At 49.4% G+C, this 16,159-nt stretch carries 8 protein-coding genes and 1 other annotated feature; of the genes, 1 reads left to right on the top strand and 7 read right to left on the bottom strand.

The annotated features are described in order from the left end of the window. Positions 1–4: 4 nt before the first annotated feature. The 3 genes from ACE5LO_RS10410 to cls all read right to left on the bottom strand — a co-directional run bounded on the left by ACE5LO_RS10410 (position 5) and on the right by cls (position 11,182). Positions 5–8,713, bottom strand: coding sequence for an HNH/endonuclease VII fold putative polymorphic toxin (locus tag ACE5LO_RS10410; RefSeq protein ID WP_375519960.1), 8,709 nt, complete (start codon positions 8,711–8,713; stop codon positions 5–7). A gap of 15 nt (positions 8,714–8,728) precedes the next feature. After that, positions 8,729–9,505 (bottom strand): RHS repeat domain-containing protein, encoded by a 777-nt coding sequence (locus ACE5LO_RS10405; RefSeq protein ID WP_445993905.1) that lies wholly within the window; start codon positions 9,503–9,505, stop codon positions 8,729–8,731. Positions 9,506–9,733: 228 nt separating this feature from the next. Continuing rightward, a complete protein-coding gene (cls, locus tag ACE5LO_RS10400) occupies positions 9,734–11,182 on the bottom strand; it encodes a cardiolipin synthase (RefSeq protein ID WP_375519959.1) in 1,449 nt (482 codons plus the stop codon). Positions 11,183–11,412: 230 nt separating this feature from the next. Next, positions 11,413–11,691: a binding site (T-box leader), on the top strand. A gap of 96 nt (positions 11,692–11,787) precedes the next feature. On the opposite strand from cls, the gene asd reads away from it, so the two are divergent. Further along, on the top strand, positions 11,788–12,873 hold the full coding sequence (gene asd / locus ACE5LO_RS10395) for an aspartate-semialdehyde dehydrogenase (protein WP_375519958.1): 1,086 nt from the start codon (positions 11,788–11,790) through the stop codon (positions 12,871–12,873). 38 nt (positions 12,874–12,911) lie between these two features. Here the strand turns inward: asd and ACE5LO_RS10390 are convergent, their stop codons facing one another. The 4 genes from ACE5LO_RS10390 to ACE5LO_RS10375 all read right to left on the bottom strand — a co-directional run bounded on the left by ACE5LO_RS10390 (position 12,912) and on the right by ACE5LO_RS10375 (position 16,158). Continuing rightward, a complete protein-coding gene (locus ACE5LO_RS10390) occupies positions 12,912–13,388 on the bottom strand; it encodes a nuclear transport factor 2 family protein (RefSeq protein WP_375519957.1) in 477 nt (158 codons plus the stop codon). 142 nt (positions 13,389–13,530) lie between these two features. Then, the gene (locus tag ACE5LO_RS10385) at positions 13,531–14,220 is read right to left on the bottom strand and encodes an ABC transporter permease (RefSeq protein WP_375519956.1); all 690 of its coding nucleotides are present in this window, start codon (positions 14,218–14,220) and stop codon (positions 13,531–13,533) included. Then, the gene (locus ACE5LO_RS10380; RefSeq protein WP_375519955.1) at positions 14,204–15,136 is read right to left on the bottom strand and encodes an ATP-binding cassette domain-containing protein; all 933 of its coding nucleotides are present in this window, start codon (positions 15,134–15,136) and stop codon (positions 14,204–14,206) included. The genes ACE5LO_RS10385 and ACE5LO_RS10380 overlap by 17 nt, the downstream gene beginning before the upstream one ends. 86 nt (positions 15,137–15,222) lie before the next feature. Further along, positions 15,223–16,158, bottom strand: a complete 936-nt coding sequence (locus ACE5LO_RS10375; protein WP_375519954.1) for a sensor histidine kinase — start codon at positions 16,156–16,158, stop codon at positions 15,223–15,225. Between the last annotated feature and the right edge of the window lies 1 nt (position 16,159).

The following is a 16,159-nucleotide window of genomic DNA, read 5'->3' as shown; positions in this document are numbered from 1 at the left end:
ACCTCTATTTATCAAATGGATAATGCTCCATCGTACCTGGAACTTTACCTGTTCGGGTATTATCGGCAGGTCTTACATTGAAATGTGGACCTTGCCCACCTTTTTGGTGTCCTGCACTATGGTCTTGAATTACAATCTTTTTACCGTCCTTATTAGTGTAAACATACTCTCTAGTGCTAATAACTTTTCCATTTGAATCTTTTATTACATGTCCACCCTCATGTTGTGCTGAACGCATATCTACTCGATTCACCGCTTCAGGTTGTTGACTTCTCGGTATACCTGCGTCTCTTTTGGCTTGATTTAGAGCACCTTTACGGCTAACTTCTCCCGTCCCCTCAGCAAACATCTGCAAATCCAGCTTGTATCTCAGTGGAGTTGAAGTTGCTCCTTGAGTTGCTTCCTTTTTAAACAATCCCTTAATCGCATTCCCCGCAGCGATAGCGCCTTCCGTGCCATACTTCCCGGCCTGCTTCATGCCCGGAATCGGTACGAAGCTTAGCGAGGCTCCGATCCCTTCCGCCCAGCGCTCGGAGACGGACAGCTGCTCTCCTGTTACCAGATTCACTCCGGTAAAAGCCTGCTGGAAGCCCTTCAGGGTGCCTACTCCCGGGATCATGTCCACCAGGAAGTCTCCTCCCCTGAGCATCCAGGAGTCTGAATCCCGGCTTAAACCGAACGGATCGACGTAGGAGATCGGGTTGCCGTTTACGTAAGCATAACGGTTAAGCGTCGGCGTATCCGTGATCGTGCCTGTCACGACGTCCCGGTTGATGAACCGCTTGATTTCCGGATTATAGTAGCGTGCACGCATATGGTACAAGCCGTTCGCATCGGTCATGACGCCGTCACGGCCGTTGTACAGGAATGGCTGTGCTGTATTGCCTTCATGGGAAAGCAATTCACCATATGGCCCGTACTCATACGTATCCGTCACTTCACCCGCTGCATCGGTCAGCGACACCGTGCTGCCGCGGCGGTCGTAATGGTACGTCTGGTAGGCGCCGGACATATCTTCACGGCCCAGCAAGCCAAGTCCATATACATAATACCCAAGTACATTGCCGTTTGCATCCTTTTCCATCAGGACCTGGGACAAAGCTGCATGCGGGTTGATCACATACTTGGTGGTCACTCCGTCTACCGTCACCGAAGTGCGTACATTCTCACTGTTATACCCGTAACGCACGCCCCCTGCTTCGAGCAGACGGTTGCGGGAATCATACGTGTATGCCTGCATCGTGCCCTGCAGCGGACCCGTGATCATATTGCCGTCCGCATCATACAGCACCGGTTCCTCATTCATGGTGGCGATCCGGTTATCCGCTGTATATGTCAGATTAAGGTCAGTCAGCGGAGTATTCGGACCGTACACATCTTCGCTGACGCTGCTGCCTGCTTCTGCTTCCGGTGCCGGAGACAGCCCTGGACCATATACATCAAAGGTCACAGAATCCAGCCCTGCCGCTTGAACCCCACCGGTTTCGGAAATGACATTGCCTGCGGCGTCATAGGTGAAGACATAATCCGTAATACTCGTACCGTCCGCTTTGGTATCGGACAGAGTCAACAGACGTCCATTCGCATCATACGTGCGGGACTCTGTGCTTCCATCCGGACGGTGTGTCGAGGTCAGACGCCCGTTTTTGTCATAAGCATAGCTTGTAGTACGGTCCGTCCAATCCGTAACCGTGCGCATTCTGCCCGCACCATCATACGAGTAAGACACCGTCTTGCCGTCCGGGTAGGTCAGCGCAGTTAATTGGCCAGCCGCATCATAAGTATACTTGATCGTATTGCCGTCCTGATCCGTGTACGCTGTCACCCGGTTCAGAGCATCGAACTTGCGGGTAATGGCCTGTCCTTCGCTGCTGACGGCCCTTACATTGCCGTTGGTGTCATAATCATAAGCTACACTGCCGTCAGGATCGGTGAATTTCGTCAGCTGGCCTGCCGCATCGTATTGATACGCTACGTTCTGGCCGCGCTTGTTCGTTTCACCTTCCATCAAGCCGATAGCATTGTATCTGTACGTATGCACGCCTCCGGCGGCATCCGTCTCACTGACAACCCGTCCGACCGGATCATATTTATACATCGTTGTATTATGGTTAGGATCTGTCACTTCGGTCAGTCTGCTCAAAGCATCAAAGCTTTGGCTGGCTGTTCCCTGCATCGGATCGGTTACCGAGGTCAGGCGGTTAAGCTCATCGTAGGTGAAGACGGTCTTACGGTTCAGCGGATCGATGCTCTCCGTCAGCCTGTTCAGCATATCGTAAGAGCCGCCGTAGGCCAGTTCCAGTCCATCCTTGATCGTAACCGGATTGCCCGCGCTGTCGTAGGATGCCTGATACACAAGCTGATCAAGCGCATCATACGCCTTAACCAGTCTATTCAGTTCATCATACACATAACGAACCTGTTCGCCTTCGGCATTCTTCTCCTTTAACACATTGCCTGCGGCGTCATAGGTGAAGCTCATGCGCCGTCCCAGCGCATCAACCGCTCCTGTCAAACGTCCTTCCGCGTCATATTCAAGCGTGATCGTTTCATTCAGTGCATTCGTGACCTTCGTAAGATTGCCGTTGCCGTCATACCGGTACTTCGTGGTATTTCCGCGTGCATCCGTTTCCTCGCTCAGCATTCCCTGGCCGTCATACACATATTTCAAGGTGCGGTTCAATGGATCGGCATAGGAAACCAGCAAATCATTGTCACTGTAGACCGATTTGGCCTGATTGCCTTCTTCATCGGTCTGGCTGGCAAGGCGTCCGGCTTGATCGTAGCCGAATGTCAGCGTTTCGCCAGCAGCCGTCGTCACCTGGTCCAGGCGTCCTCCGGCATAAGCGTAGGTTGTTTTATGACCAAGCGCATCCGTAGCGGCAAGCAGAAGACCGTTTTCGTCATATTTGTATGAAGTTTTATTGCCTTGGGGATCGGCTGTTGTCAATAAACGGCCTTTTTCATCATACACATAAGCGACTTTTTTGCCGTCCGGACCGGTTACCCCTGTCAGATTGTTGTTCTCGTCATACGCCATGCTCACAGTCTGGCCCGTATGATCTTTGGCGTCCGTCAAATTGCCGTAAGCGTCATAAGTATACTGTACGGTTTGACCCAGTGAGTTCGTAATCTGTGTTCTGTTGCCATTATTATCGTACACATACTCCGTACTGCGGCCCAATGCGTCGGTCGACTGAAGCAGCTCATACCGAACATTGTGGGTCCGCTTCAGAGAATTGCCATTACGATCGGTAATGGTCGTGACGAGCTTATGATCCTTTTCTTCATAGCTGAAGGATGTAGAAGCTGAGTTGGCGTCACTTTGCTTGATGATCCGGCCTTCCTTGTCGAACGTATTTGCGAACAATTGAAGACCTTCCGTAACCGCAGACACGATTTGATCATCGGCATTATACGTATATTGTGTCTTATGACCGTCGGCATCCGTAATTTCGGCGAGTCTGCCTCCCGTATCATAAGCGAAGCTTGCCTTTCTGCCGGACTGTTCTTGGACAGTCACAATATCGCCTGCTGTGTTATAAGTAAAGCTTAATCCGTCTCCGGTCATCGGCTCCGTTACCGAAACGAGCTTGTGCGCAGCTGAATACTTAAAGACAAGCTTCATCCCGCCGCGTTCTGCCACAGAACTCAACGTCCCGTCTGCTGCAAACGTATAGACGGTTCCATCATTCCGCTTCAGCACATAGCCGCCGTCGTTCGTTTGAGTCAAGCGGTCATTCTGTACGGATGTGTCGCTGGAGGTAAACGTCCCATCCGCGCCCTTCACAAACGAATTGAAGCGGAAGGCGTTCCAGTATACCGCTGCCGCTTTCCCGTCTGCAGCCGGTACCACACGCATTTCATAGTTATGGCTCCAGCCAATGCCCAAAGCACCATCACCCGTAAGCAATGAGTAGTATTGAGCCTGGAAAGGAACGGGTACCGCAGCGTAGGATGTAAGCAGCGTATGGTTCATGATCTGCGCCCCGGTTGCCGTATCAATCGGATCAGCATGAAGCGTCAGCGGATCGTAGCCGCCAGGATCAGCCTTGCGGATGTTGTCGGCCGCCTTTTTGCCTGAAATGGCATCCGATTCTTCCTGACGTGCATCTTCATACTTGAAGAATCCATACGGACTGTATACCTGATAGGCTTCCGTACCCGGGTTGCGAATAATGACCGCTTGATCTGCAGGCACAGTAAATGGACTTTGTCCTGACTTCTCTTCTTCATCCCCAAACCGGTACATAAAGGCCCCTTTGGCTTTAAAGGTGCGGTCTGCTGAAGTTAAATTGGTCACCTTCAATGCGCTGTTTCCGTTCAAACGTACGTTAACCAGCGCAGGCTCTTCCAATTCCTCTACCTTCATAGCATCGAAAGGACCCCATAATTCCAGCGTTGATGCGACAGGAGATACCCTCAGCGAATGAGATGGCTCCATGGAGTAGGACGTCTGGCTGCTGCCTGCATCATAATCCCGAACGGCTCCGGATGCGTCGTACTGTACCCAATCCGCCGCTCCTTGTGCCGACAGCTTCCAGCTTGCCATACTTTCGTTCGTGATCTTAACGCTTCCTGTCTCGGTCGGCTTGACGACCCGGAGAGCAGGATTCACGTGCTCGGAGAATACGAAAGCTGCCGGACTTCCAGTGATCACAGTCGGCTCCGACCGTTGTCCAGTCAATACAGCATAATAACCCGCAGGCAACGACAAATCTGCAGCAGAGGTTTTTCTGGAGTAGCTTACAGGCTGCTTCGCTGAATTATACACAGCAACATCGTAGGTTCCCCGCAAAGATAGTCGCTCCGCCGTACCAGACACATTGGTGACTTTGAGAGTCTTGTCCATCGCCAGCGACTTCACAACAAGCTCCTCGCCATTCGTTTCCACTACAGCTTCCGTAGGAACTGTCACAGTAACGTTCTCCGAGCCTGTGTTGATGATGACTAGTCTGTACGAATCCTGAATATTGCGGGTTGAGCCCGTACTGTTGTCGTATGAGCTTCGCAGCGTACCCTCTGCGTCATAAATACGATAGCTGTAGGTACCGCTGAGTTTTGCGCTAAATCCGGCAGGCGAAACATTCACTATGGAATAGCTTTCACCAGGATTCAGTGTCTTGACAGTCACGGGTTGGATCGCCGAATTGTTAATTGTAAAACCATCGAACGGCCCCCGTAGCGTTAAGCTCGAACCGTCAGCCGGAGAAACGACAATCCTGTTATCCCGGGGAACACTGGCTGCTGCAGCCGTTTCGGAAACGGCAAAACCATTTACTTCCCCGTCATTTTTATATTGCGCGTAGTCATATATTCCATCCAGTTTCAGGGGTGTGTACAATCGATTCGTTTCGGGCACAAATTCCAGAATATTTCCAGTGGAGAGGGTGCGCTCAAAAGTAACCGGGTTGTCTCTTCTCTGGAACGTAAAGTCTTCAAATGCAGCGTACATCACAATATTGGCAGCATCGACGTTTTGCACAGCCACTTTAGCGCCCGGTTCATAAGTGCGGGTCGTTGCGTTGGTAGCATTCGTGTCGTACACATCGAGCATACCGGAGGGATCATACGTTGCCAGATCATAGGTTCCTGTCGATTTCAATCTGGCTTTCGTCGTTCCAGTGTTGACAGCCTCCATACTTTGCCCTGGAGACAGCTCAAGCTTAGCCAATGCCGGATTTGCTCTGGATGTAATGACAAACGCATCGTAGGAGCCCTCAAGCGTCAGCGGGCCGTTCCCGGAGGCGGATACTGCGACTTTCTCTCCCCTGGAAATAGACTGAATCGCGTCCTCGGTCGCATAGTTCAGATCAAGCAGTTCTCCATCACTGTTGCGTAATACATCGTCATAGACCCCGTTAAAATACAAACTAAACGCTTTGGTTGCGTGCTTGTTGACGATATCCAAGTGCTGTCCGGCGTCCAGGTTCTTACGGAAAGTAACCGGATTGGCCCGTCCCGTAACCGAGAACACATCAAATGCTCCGTAAGCCGTGATAGGCTGATCTTCAGCATTCATTACAGCCAACCGTTCCCCTGGACTGACTGATCTTGACAGAGACTGGTTCCGGAAATAGGTGTTCAGAACGCCGTCCGCAAACATGGCATAATCATATTCGCCCGTAAAGTAGACATTTCCGTTTCCTGGTCCGGTGTACACCGCCTCCATGCTTTCCCTTGGCTGCAGAACACGCTCAAATAACGCCGGATGTGCTCTGTCGGTTATTTTAATAGCGTCATATGGCCCCTTGACGATCATAGATGAGGAAGAAGCATTGGTCATAGCCAGCCGTTCTGCTGCACTGATAAGCTTCAGCCCGGAATCGGTACCCCGGCCGACACCATCTACGTCTCCTTCCGCATCGTATAACGCAAAGTCATATGTCCCCTCTGGATAGATATAGAAGGATCTTGCCGTTACATTCTTGAAATCCGCACTGCTGCCGGCCGCCAATGTCTTGCTGAACGTTACCGGATTGCTGCGTTCCTTCATTTCAAATATTTCATAAGCACCATAAACCTCGATCGTTTCGATATCGGTGTTCATGAATGCCGTCTTCTGCCCAGCCGAAATGGATTTAAACCCGGTCAACCGGTCACGGCTGTACAAGTATGGACTTCCGTCTTCCGCGTAATCCATCAGGTCATGAATGCCGGTAATCCGAACCTGTTCGGAAAGAGCCGATTTATTCACAAATTCCACACTGCTACCCATCAAAAGTGTTTTTACGGCAAGCGCCGGTGTTGCACTTGCCTGAGCGGTAGTTACATCATAGGGCGAGAGAACGACCAGCAGCGTATTCCCTGTATTCGTTACCGTTGCACGCTCATTGGCCAACAATGCCAGATTGCCAGTTTCTTTCCTCCCGATAGAACGCGGACTATTATCCGTGTTATAGCTGGCTTGATCATAGGTTCCATCCAAATAGACATCAAAACGGTATGGGCTTGAGCTTTTCAGTCTCACACTCTGACCCGTTCCAAGATACCCTTTATACAGAGCTGGCTCGGCACGGGAAGTAACAGTGAACGCATCATAAGCGCCCGTTACTTCCATGTCAGAAAGTCCGCTATTGGTCACAACCATCCACTCTGATTCAGCAATCGAATGACGATCTCCCGTAACCGGATTTCCAAAGTCGCGAACTCTTTTATCCTCATCATACGCCGCGTAGTGATGCTGCCCGTCCACGTTTACGTTAAAGGAGTAAGCTGCCTTGTTGTCCAGCTTGAGAGATTGGCCCGGGGATAACACCCTGTGGAACGTAACCTCGGCAGCTCTATCCATAAATCTGAATATCTCATACGGAGCGTAAACCTCTCTGGTCTCTGTTCCGATATTCGTAAATGCCACACGTTCCCCAGCGCGAAGATTAAGAAGATCGATGAATGAATCCTCATAGTGGGCGGAAATACCTGTGGCATTATAGAGAGCATAATCGTATCTGCCTTCCATCTCCAAATGAGCATTGCTGCTGCTGGTATTAAGTGCTTCCATGCTTTCTCCGGGAGAAAGCGAGGAAACAGACAGCGCAGGGTTTATGCTCTTTTCGATTTTGAAGGCTCCTTTTGCCAATGTAACCGTAACCGGGGAAAGATTCCGGTTGGTGACAACTACATAATCATTCTCAAAAATACTGTTATAGGAGTAATCTCCTGTCCAGTCATGCCCGAAATCAAGCACTTTTCCCGTTGAATCATATTCTGCAAAATCGTATGTACCATCATAAGACAGCCCTAAACTTTTGCTTTGAATATTGGTAAATTTGTAGCTTTCCCCGTATTGTATTTTTTGCTCGATGTAGGCGGTGTTATTTTCATTCGTAACTCTAAATGCGTCAAAGGCACCAATTACAACGAGGGGAGCATTCCCGCGATTGGTGACAACCAGCCGTTTTCCGGTACCAATCAAGTCAGATGGACTTTTGGCGCTAGTGGAGGACGAATCGACAGTTCCATCCGCTTTATAGACTACGTATTCGTAGGATAAAGCACCTTCACTTTCGTAATACACATAAAAGGATTTGCTTGTTATGTTCTCTGCTTCAAGCGTTTCGCCTGTTTTCAGTGTTTCCCGAAACGAAGCGGGAGTCGAATCCGTGAACGTAAAAGTCTCGCTGGCTCCGATGAGTTGGACTGTCTGTTGATCTCTGTTGGTTATTACTGTTCCGCCGTTGGCGGGAACCGAAGCAGATCCGCCTCTGTCGTTACGCGCAAAGGTGGTGAGCACTCCTTCGTCATCGTACTTTGCGTAATCGTTCAGCCCGTCGAATGTTACACTTTCGGTAGCACTGCTGGAATTATGAACCAATACACTGGATCCGGGGGCGACGTTCCTTTTTTGCATAGCCGGTGTTGAACTGGTTACAAAATTGACAGGTCTTGTTTTGGCAGTAATCGTCACTTCAGATGAGGAAGTGTTGGTTAACACGGCCCTTTGCCCTGAATACAAAGTTACAGAGTAACTTCTCGTGTACTGCCCGCTTGCGGACAGCTTGCCGTCCTCCGTGTATTTGACATAATCAAAAGAATCACCTTTTACCGTAAAACTGGTTGTACTGCTGGAAGCCAAGGTTACCGAAACGCTCTGGCCGCTGTACAGCGTATAAGTGTTCGCTTCCGTCGCAAATACCGGGTAATTCTTTAGTCCAATCATTATAAAAAAGGAAACAAGGATCAGCGAAATCAAACGCATGCTTGTACGTAACATATCTGTTCTCCTTCCTTATTCATCATTACGCTTAGGCTGAAAGGAGACATTGGCAAAACCGGCTTCGCCAGACCCGCTCTTCTGCAGAATCGTAATTTGTAAATGAACTCTTGCTTTTACCGCATTGCGGGGAGAAGTCGTTTCAGAGTAGAAGCTCTCCCAGCCGCTTGCTTGTGGCAGAATCGCTGCATTATGATGCGTGATCAATTTCCCCTTGGCATCGTAATAATTAATGACCACCTTCACTAACGATTGTTCGATGGACGGCGCTCTAACCAATCCTCTGGCACTGTAGGTCTGTCCACCCGAGATTTCCAAATCACGGTAAATGTTAACCCCACCGGCCCGGTTTGAGCTGGCGCTGATCTTTTGAACGGTCATTTCTGACCGAGGCTGATATACCGATCCTGTAACCGAATACACATCCTGGACAACAGAAGTGCTGCCATCTTCTGCTGCTGATCCAGATTGTGTCTGTTCCTGGTAGACTGCTTCAGTAACTAAAGCAAACTCGGCGTCAACCCCACTGGTAGCATATGATGTCCACCCGGAAGCAATGTTCGTTGTTACTCGAAAAGAAGTATTTTCAGCTGGCGTATGAACAGCACTTAACAAATTGCCGCCTGCATCGTAGGTATAGGTGATCCTGCCCTTTTCAGACTCTACGGCTGTGAGACGGTTCAGTTCATCATAATCATACTGCTTGGCCGACACCTCCTGACTGAACGCCCCCAATCCGGAAGCTCCAAGGAACAAACCGGCAGCAATAAGCAACCTCATCATTTTTTGCAAACGACTCTATCTCCCTTCGAGAAAATAAAACTTTCTTCTTAAGAATATCTCTGATGAATCTGCACTCTAACCCCCTTTAATAGCAATAAACACCATGTAAAACAAGGACATATTTCCCATGGTAAATAAATCCTCGTACCTAGTCAATAGATTTTACAAACTCAGGTAAATGGCCCTATATCAAACCAAAAAAATAACCCCCAATGAATGGGAGTTAACAAGCAGCCATTATAAAATCGGCGACAGCAGCCTGGATACAGATTCCTTGATTTTGATCCAATTGGGCCGCTTCAAATATTCCTCATAGGTAAGCTCATGGGATACGGCCATGTCCTTGTCAAAAATACGGGCCATGTGCCGGGCAATCTCTTCGTCATACAGGAATGCGTTCACTTCAAAATTGAGCCTGAAGCTGCGCACATCAATATTAGCCGTGCCGACCGAGGCAATTTCCTCGTCCACGACAATCGTTTTGGCATGAATGAAGCCGTTATTATAAATATACACATGGGCGCCGACCTTCAGCATCTCGCCGATATGCGACAACGTTGCCCAATAGACGAAAATATGATCCGGTTTATCCGGAATCATGATGCTGACCTCCACCCCGGACAGGATCGCAATCCGCAGCGCATCCAGCAGGCTGGCATCCGGGATAAAATAAGGCGTCTGGATCAGGATGGACTTCTTGGCAGATGAGATCATTTTGATGAGACCGTATTTAATCTGTTCCGATTCCGAGTCCGGGCCGCTGGTCACGATCTGCATCCCGACACAGCCCTCTGTAACAACCTCAGGGAACAGGTCCAGCTCATAACTGATATCATGATCACGCGACGCCTGGTTCCAGTCCAGAATAAACCGGGTCTGCAGCGCGTACACCGCCTGGCCTTGAATCCTTAAATGTGTATCCCGCCAATAGCCGAATTTGGGGCTCAGCCCCAGATATTCGTCTCCGACATTAAAACCGCCGATATAGCCGATTTTGCCGTCAATAATGACGATTTTACGGTGATTGCGGTAATTCAGCCGCAAATTGATCAGATGCAGCTTGGAGGGAAAGAAAACCTCCACCTCACCGCCCGCTTCCCGGAAGCTGCGAAAAAAACCTCTCGTTAGCGAGCGCGAACCCAATTCATCATACAGCACCCTCACTTTGACCCCTTGCCTCGCCTTTTCCGTCAAGGCCTTGAGCAGCCGTTTGCCCAGCGTATCCCTTCTAATGATGTAATACTGAATATGGATAAAATCCTGCGCATTCTCAATATCCTCAAACAGCTGGCCAAATTTGTCCCTTCCGTCCGTAAACAGAAGCACTGAATTGTCCTCCGTATACACCGCCTGATTATTGACAAGATGCATGTGGATCAGCTCTTTGTAATCCCTTGTGGCCGGATTGCGGAAATCGAACCCGTCAGAGCCAAGACTGTCCAACTGCTTGTGCAGCACCTTGTCTGTCCCCAGCTTGTTCAGATCAGCCCATTGAAACAGATGCCTGCGGGTCAGGTTCTGCGCAAACAGCAGATACAGCACAAAACCAAGCACCGGAATAAAGCTGAGCACCAGCAGCCAGGCCCAGGTTGTACCTGCATCCCTTCGTTCCTGGAACACAACGAACAGCGAAAAAATGATATTCAGTAAAATAACCAGGCCAAGCAAAATGGAAGTAATGTGCATGCTGCCTCCTGTAACCCCTTTTTCTATTCTCTACGCATCGTTAACCGTCTGTGTTCCGGTAATCCGCTGCATTCCGATAACCATTGTACCATGATTTCCATAGATTTCTATTCAAAACTTAAGTGTTTTACTTCATACGGGCTATAATGTTCAACCTGTAACATCGCCAAAATTGCAAAAAAATATATGTTTACCTTCCTGCCGTTATTTGATATTATAATCGCAATAATTCAACTGCGATGATGAGAAGAGTAAATAAATGAATTCTTTTGCAGAGAGCTCCGTCCGCTGAAAAGGAGTAAAGAATGGTTTATTGAAAAAAAACTCTGAGCAATACACCGGAACCTTCATATATTAGTATGGGGATGGTGTGTCAGGAGCTCCTGTTACAGAGCTAGAGTATTAGCATGTATGTGTTATATATACAGTGCAGTACTCGAAGAGGCTGATATGGCGACATATTGGCGAATTTGGGGTGGTACCGCGAGTATACATATCTCGTCCCTAAGACTTACGTTCAGTCTTGGGGGTGAGATTTTTTTATTTGTATAAGAGGTAGTTCAAAAAGAACATGCCAATTTAAACGGAAAGGATCTGAACATCGAATGACTGAAAAATTGAAAGTTGCTATTGTCGGAGGAACAGGTATGGTGGGTCAGCGCTTTGTTCAGCTGCTTGATCAGCATCCATGGTTTCAAGTTACAGCCATCGCGGCAAGTGCAAACTCTGCGGGCAAAACATATGAAGAATCCGTGCAAGGCAGATGGAAGGTGCCGGGTTCTATCCCTGAAGAGGTGAAGAGCATCGTCGTACAGGACGCCTCGAGGGTGGAAGAAGTTGCAGGATCGGTTGATTTTGTATTTTGCGCGGTAGATATGAAAAAAGATGAGATCAAAGCGCTGGAAGAAGCCTACGCCAAAACAGGCACACCTGTCATCTCCAACAACTCGGCTCACCGCTGGACACCTGACGTTCCCATGGTCATTCCGGAAATCAATCCAGGGCATATTGATGTCATCGCCGCACAGCGGAAACGGCTCGGAACCTCCACAGGTTTTATTGCCGTAAAGCCGAACTGCTCCATCCAAAGCTATGTGCCGGCACTGCACGCGTTGCTGGATTTCAAACCGACCAAAGTAGTGGCCTCGACTTACCAGGCCATTTCCGGGGCAGGCAAAAACTTTACCGACTGGCCGGAAATGCTGGACAACGTCATTCCTTACATCGGCGGCGAGGAAGAGAAAAGCGAGCAGGAGCCGCTGCGCATCTGGGGTAGCGTTGCGAACGGTGAAATCGTGAAAGCCAGCGCACCTTTGATTACTACCCAGTGTATCCGCGTGCCGGTAACGGACGGGCATTTGGCAGCCGTATTTGTATCGTTCGAGAAAAAGCCTTCGAAGGCTGAAATTCTGGAACGGTGGCAGCAATTTAAAGGCCGGCCGCAGGAGCTTGGGCTGCCGAGTGCTCCAGAGCAGTTCATTACGTATTTTGAAGAAGAGAACAGACCGCAAACGAAGCTGGACCGTGACATTGAGCGCGGCATGGGCGTTTCTACAGGCAGACTGCGCGAGGATACGCTCTACGATTACAAGTTCGTGGGTCTGTCACACAACACCCTGCGCGGCGCTGCAGGCGGTGCCGTCCTGATTGCCGAGCTGCTGAAAGCGGAAGGGTACATTCAGGCGAAGTAAACGGTATACCTAATGCAAAACAGCAAACATCCCGGTATTTATCGGGAGCTTGCTGTTTTTGTATTGAGGCGGCCAGATGTCACACAACCAAGCGCTGCGTTTATCATAGCAGTATCAAAATAGTATGGAAATGCTTCGATAACTAAACCGTCCTTCATTTTTAGGATTTGGGCAAAGGGGAGTCGGACTTCTATTTCAGATTGCCTTGTCCTAGCCACTAAAGTACATCCCATAAAAAGGGTGTCACCATCTAGAGTCGCAAGTATGTTCTCAGTATTCATGGAACTCCACGTATTATGCATAATTTTAAAGAGTCTTCCGAGTCCTTCATAACCGCACCAGTCGCCAGGATAAGGAAGCGAGACAGGCTCATGAACCACGATGTCGGGGTGAAAGGCAGATTTAATACCACTAAAGTCACTTCCATCCGAACGCATAAATTCCATTTCAACTGCAAACATTCGATTTAAAATTTCCATTGCCTTTGTACTGCTGTCGCTTACTGCATTATTCATTCATAGACCCTCCTATTCTTTGGCCCCGCTACGTCTTCATTGTAGAACATAGGCGCTTTCGATTTGTTGCGGTTACATTCGCAGAGGATTAGTTTGTACAAAAAAGCCTTAAGAACGGATTCTTAAGGCTGAGTCCCGGCATTCAGGGAATATCGGTATGATCGATGTTGCGGAAAGAGAGGTAGGCCACCAATACGCCAAATACAGCTAATGTCAGCGGTATTGCAATAATCGAGCTGAGGCTGAACCCCATATTATTGGACGAGACCACCGAAACAATAACAATGGACGATACGACCGTCGCCGCCTCCGATTTCCAGCGAATCCCGACAGCCAGCGGCAGCAGGCTCATGCCAGCAGCAGCCAAAGCCTGAATCACCGATTTCAAGTAGTGCTGATACAACATTTCCGGCGTCATCACCACTGGGATGTCCCCGACCATTCGGTTAACAAACAATAACAGCGAGCTGATCAGCAGGTTGGAAACGACAATGTTAATAAATGTCCATACGGCCACAATAATCAGCTTTGCGAAAATGATCTTTTTCCGGCTTACCGGATAAGTAAACAGAAGCTCCATCGTTCTGTCCTTGTATTCCCGGATAATCAGCCTGGACAAGAGAACAGATGCATAGATCACAAAGGTGATGCGCGTCAGCGTATCGATCACGGTCAGCAGCTCCACATCATTAGGAAAGACCTCTTCAAGAGCATTATCCACAAACAAGACGAGCAGCATCAAACCTGCAATGATGGCATAAGTGATAATCGCTCCCCATAGATAACTGCCTTTCCGCCCCTTCATCAACTCAAGCTTAATGAGATGCAGCATGCTCTTCACCTCCGCGGACAGCTTCCAAAAAGTACTCTTCCAACGACCGGCTGCGACGGTTAATTGCCTCAATCGGCACTTCACGGGTGATCAACTGCCTGGACAGCTCGCTCTGGGAAAGCTGCATATCATAGATTTTCAACTGTCTGTCTCCCGATACTTTAAAGTTGCGGATATTCAAATCATGCTCCAGCACATAGGCTGCCCGGTTGACGTTCAGCGTAATGATCTCCACATACTCTGTCTGCGTGCTGCGAATCCGTTCCATGGACACTTCCTCGATCAGCCGGCCGCTGTTGATCACGCCAATCGTGTCTGCAATCTGCTCAATTTCCCCTAGAATATGGCTGGATATCAGCAGGGTAATTCTATATTCATCACGCAGCCGCTTAAACAAGCTTCTCATTTCCAGAATTCCGTTCGGGTCCAGACCATTGATCGGCTCATCCAGAATAAGCAGCTCTGGCTTGGTCGACACGGCGCGCGCGATGCCCAGACGCTGCTTCATGCCCAGTGAATACTGATGAACCGGCTTGTTACGCGCACTGTTTAATTGAACCAGCTCAAGCGCCTCCTGGATCATCTTGGGATTATACATTCCCATGTATTCACAGTGCAGCTCAAGATTTCGCTGTCCTGTCAGGTTTTCGTAAAAGACAGGCGTCTCAATAATATGGCCGATGCGTTTAAACGGCTTCGTGGCTCCAGCCGTCAGCCGTTCCCCGAACAGCTCAATCTCGCCTTCTGTCGGTTTAATCAGATTCAGCAGCATTCGCATCACCGTTGTTTTACCGGCACCGTTCGAACCCAGAAATCCGTAGATCTCCCGTTCCTTTACCGTCATGTTCACACCTGAAATGACGGTGCTGCCGCCAAATTGCTTCGTTAAATTACGTGTCCTGATCATGTCGCTCATTCGCCTCATTCCTCATTTTGTCCTTGAGATGATCATACTGCGGCAAATGTTCTTTTTTATTAATCAATCCTTACAAAACTCTTACTTTATGCGCGGGCGGACGGAAGCTTCACCGTGAAGACGGTACGTATCCCCGGTCGGCTCTCCAGTTCAATGCTGCCTCCCATGCGTTCCGCCAGACGTTTCGTGATCGTCAAGCCAAGGCCGCTGCCCTGCACCTCCCGATTGCGGGAATCCTCAAGTGTATACAAGCGCTCAAATACGCGGCTTTGCTCTGTTTCCTGTATTCCCCTGCCCCGGTCCGAGACCTCAATCAGCATAAATTCTCCTTCTGTCCGCAGCGTCAGCCCCAGGAATTTACCGTCCGCTCCGTAGCGAATCGCGTTTGAGATCAGGTTATCCAGGATACGCTGAAGCGATTCGGCATTCGCATAAATCCAAACCGGCTTGTCCGGGATATCAATCGCCACCTCCAAGCCGCGATGTGTCAAAATATCATAATAGGCCAATATCCTTTGACGGCAAAGATCTGCCGCATCGAACCGTTCGAAGGCAAGGTGATCATCGCCCGATTCCAGCCTAGCCAAATCAAAAAATTTGTTCATCAGCTCCAGCACATCCAGCGACTTTTGATGAATTTTGCCCAACAGTCGCTCCCGTTCTTCCTCCGACATATCGTTATCCCTTGAGAGCGCTTCGGCATATCCCAGCACCACGGTTAGCGGCGTTTTCAGATCATGGGAGATATTAGCCAGCATTTTGCGCATGGCCAGCTCGGTCCTGACATAGTCATCAGCCGACCTGCGCGCGTAATCCAGCAGTTCATTCGTCCCTTGCAGCACACTCCGCAGCTCGGGAGAGCCGGTCACGACTTGAATATACCCGCGATCCTCTTCATGAACAAGCTGTTCCAGACGCCTTGCGATATAGGCCAGCTCTCTGCGGTAAGCACGGTTTTTCAAATATGACATCAAGAGCAGCACCAGCAATACAAAAATGAGAATCAGCAGCACCCAGATCACG

Source organism: Paenibacillus medicaginis (assembly GCF_042138635.1).
GTDB lineage: Bacteria > Bacillota > Bacilli > Paenibacillales > Paenibacillaceae > Paenibacillus > Paenibacillus medicaginis.
This window is presented reverse-complemented; position numbering and strand designations above follow the sequence as displayed.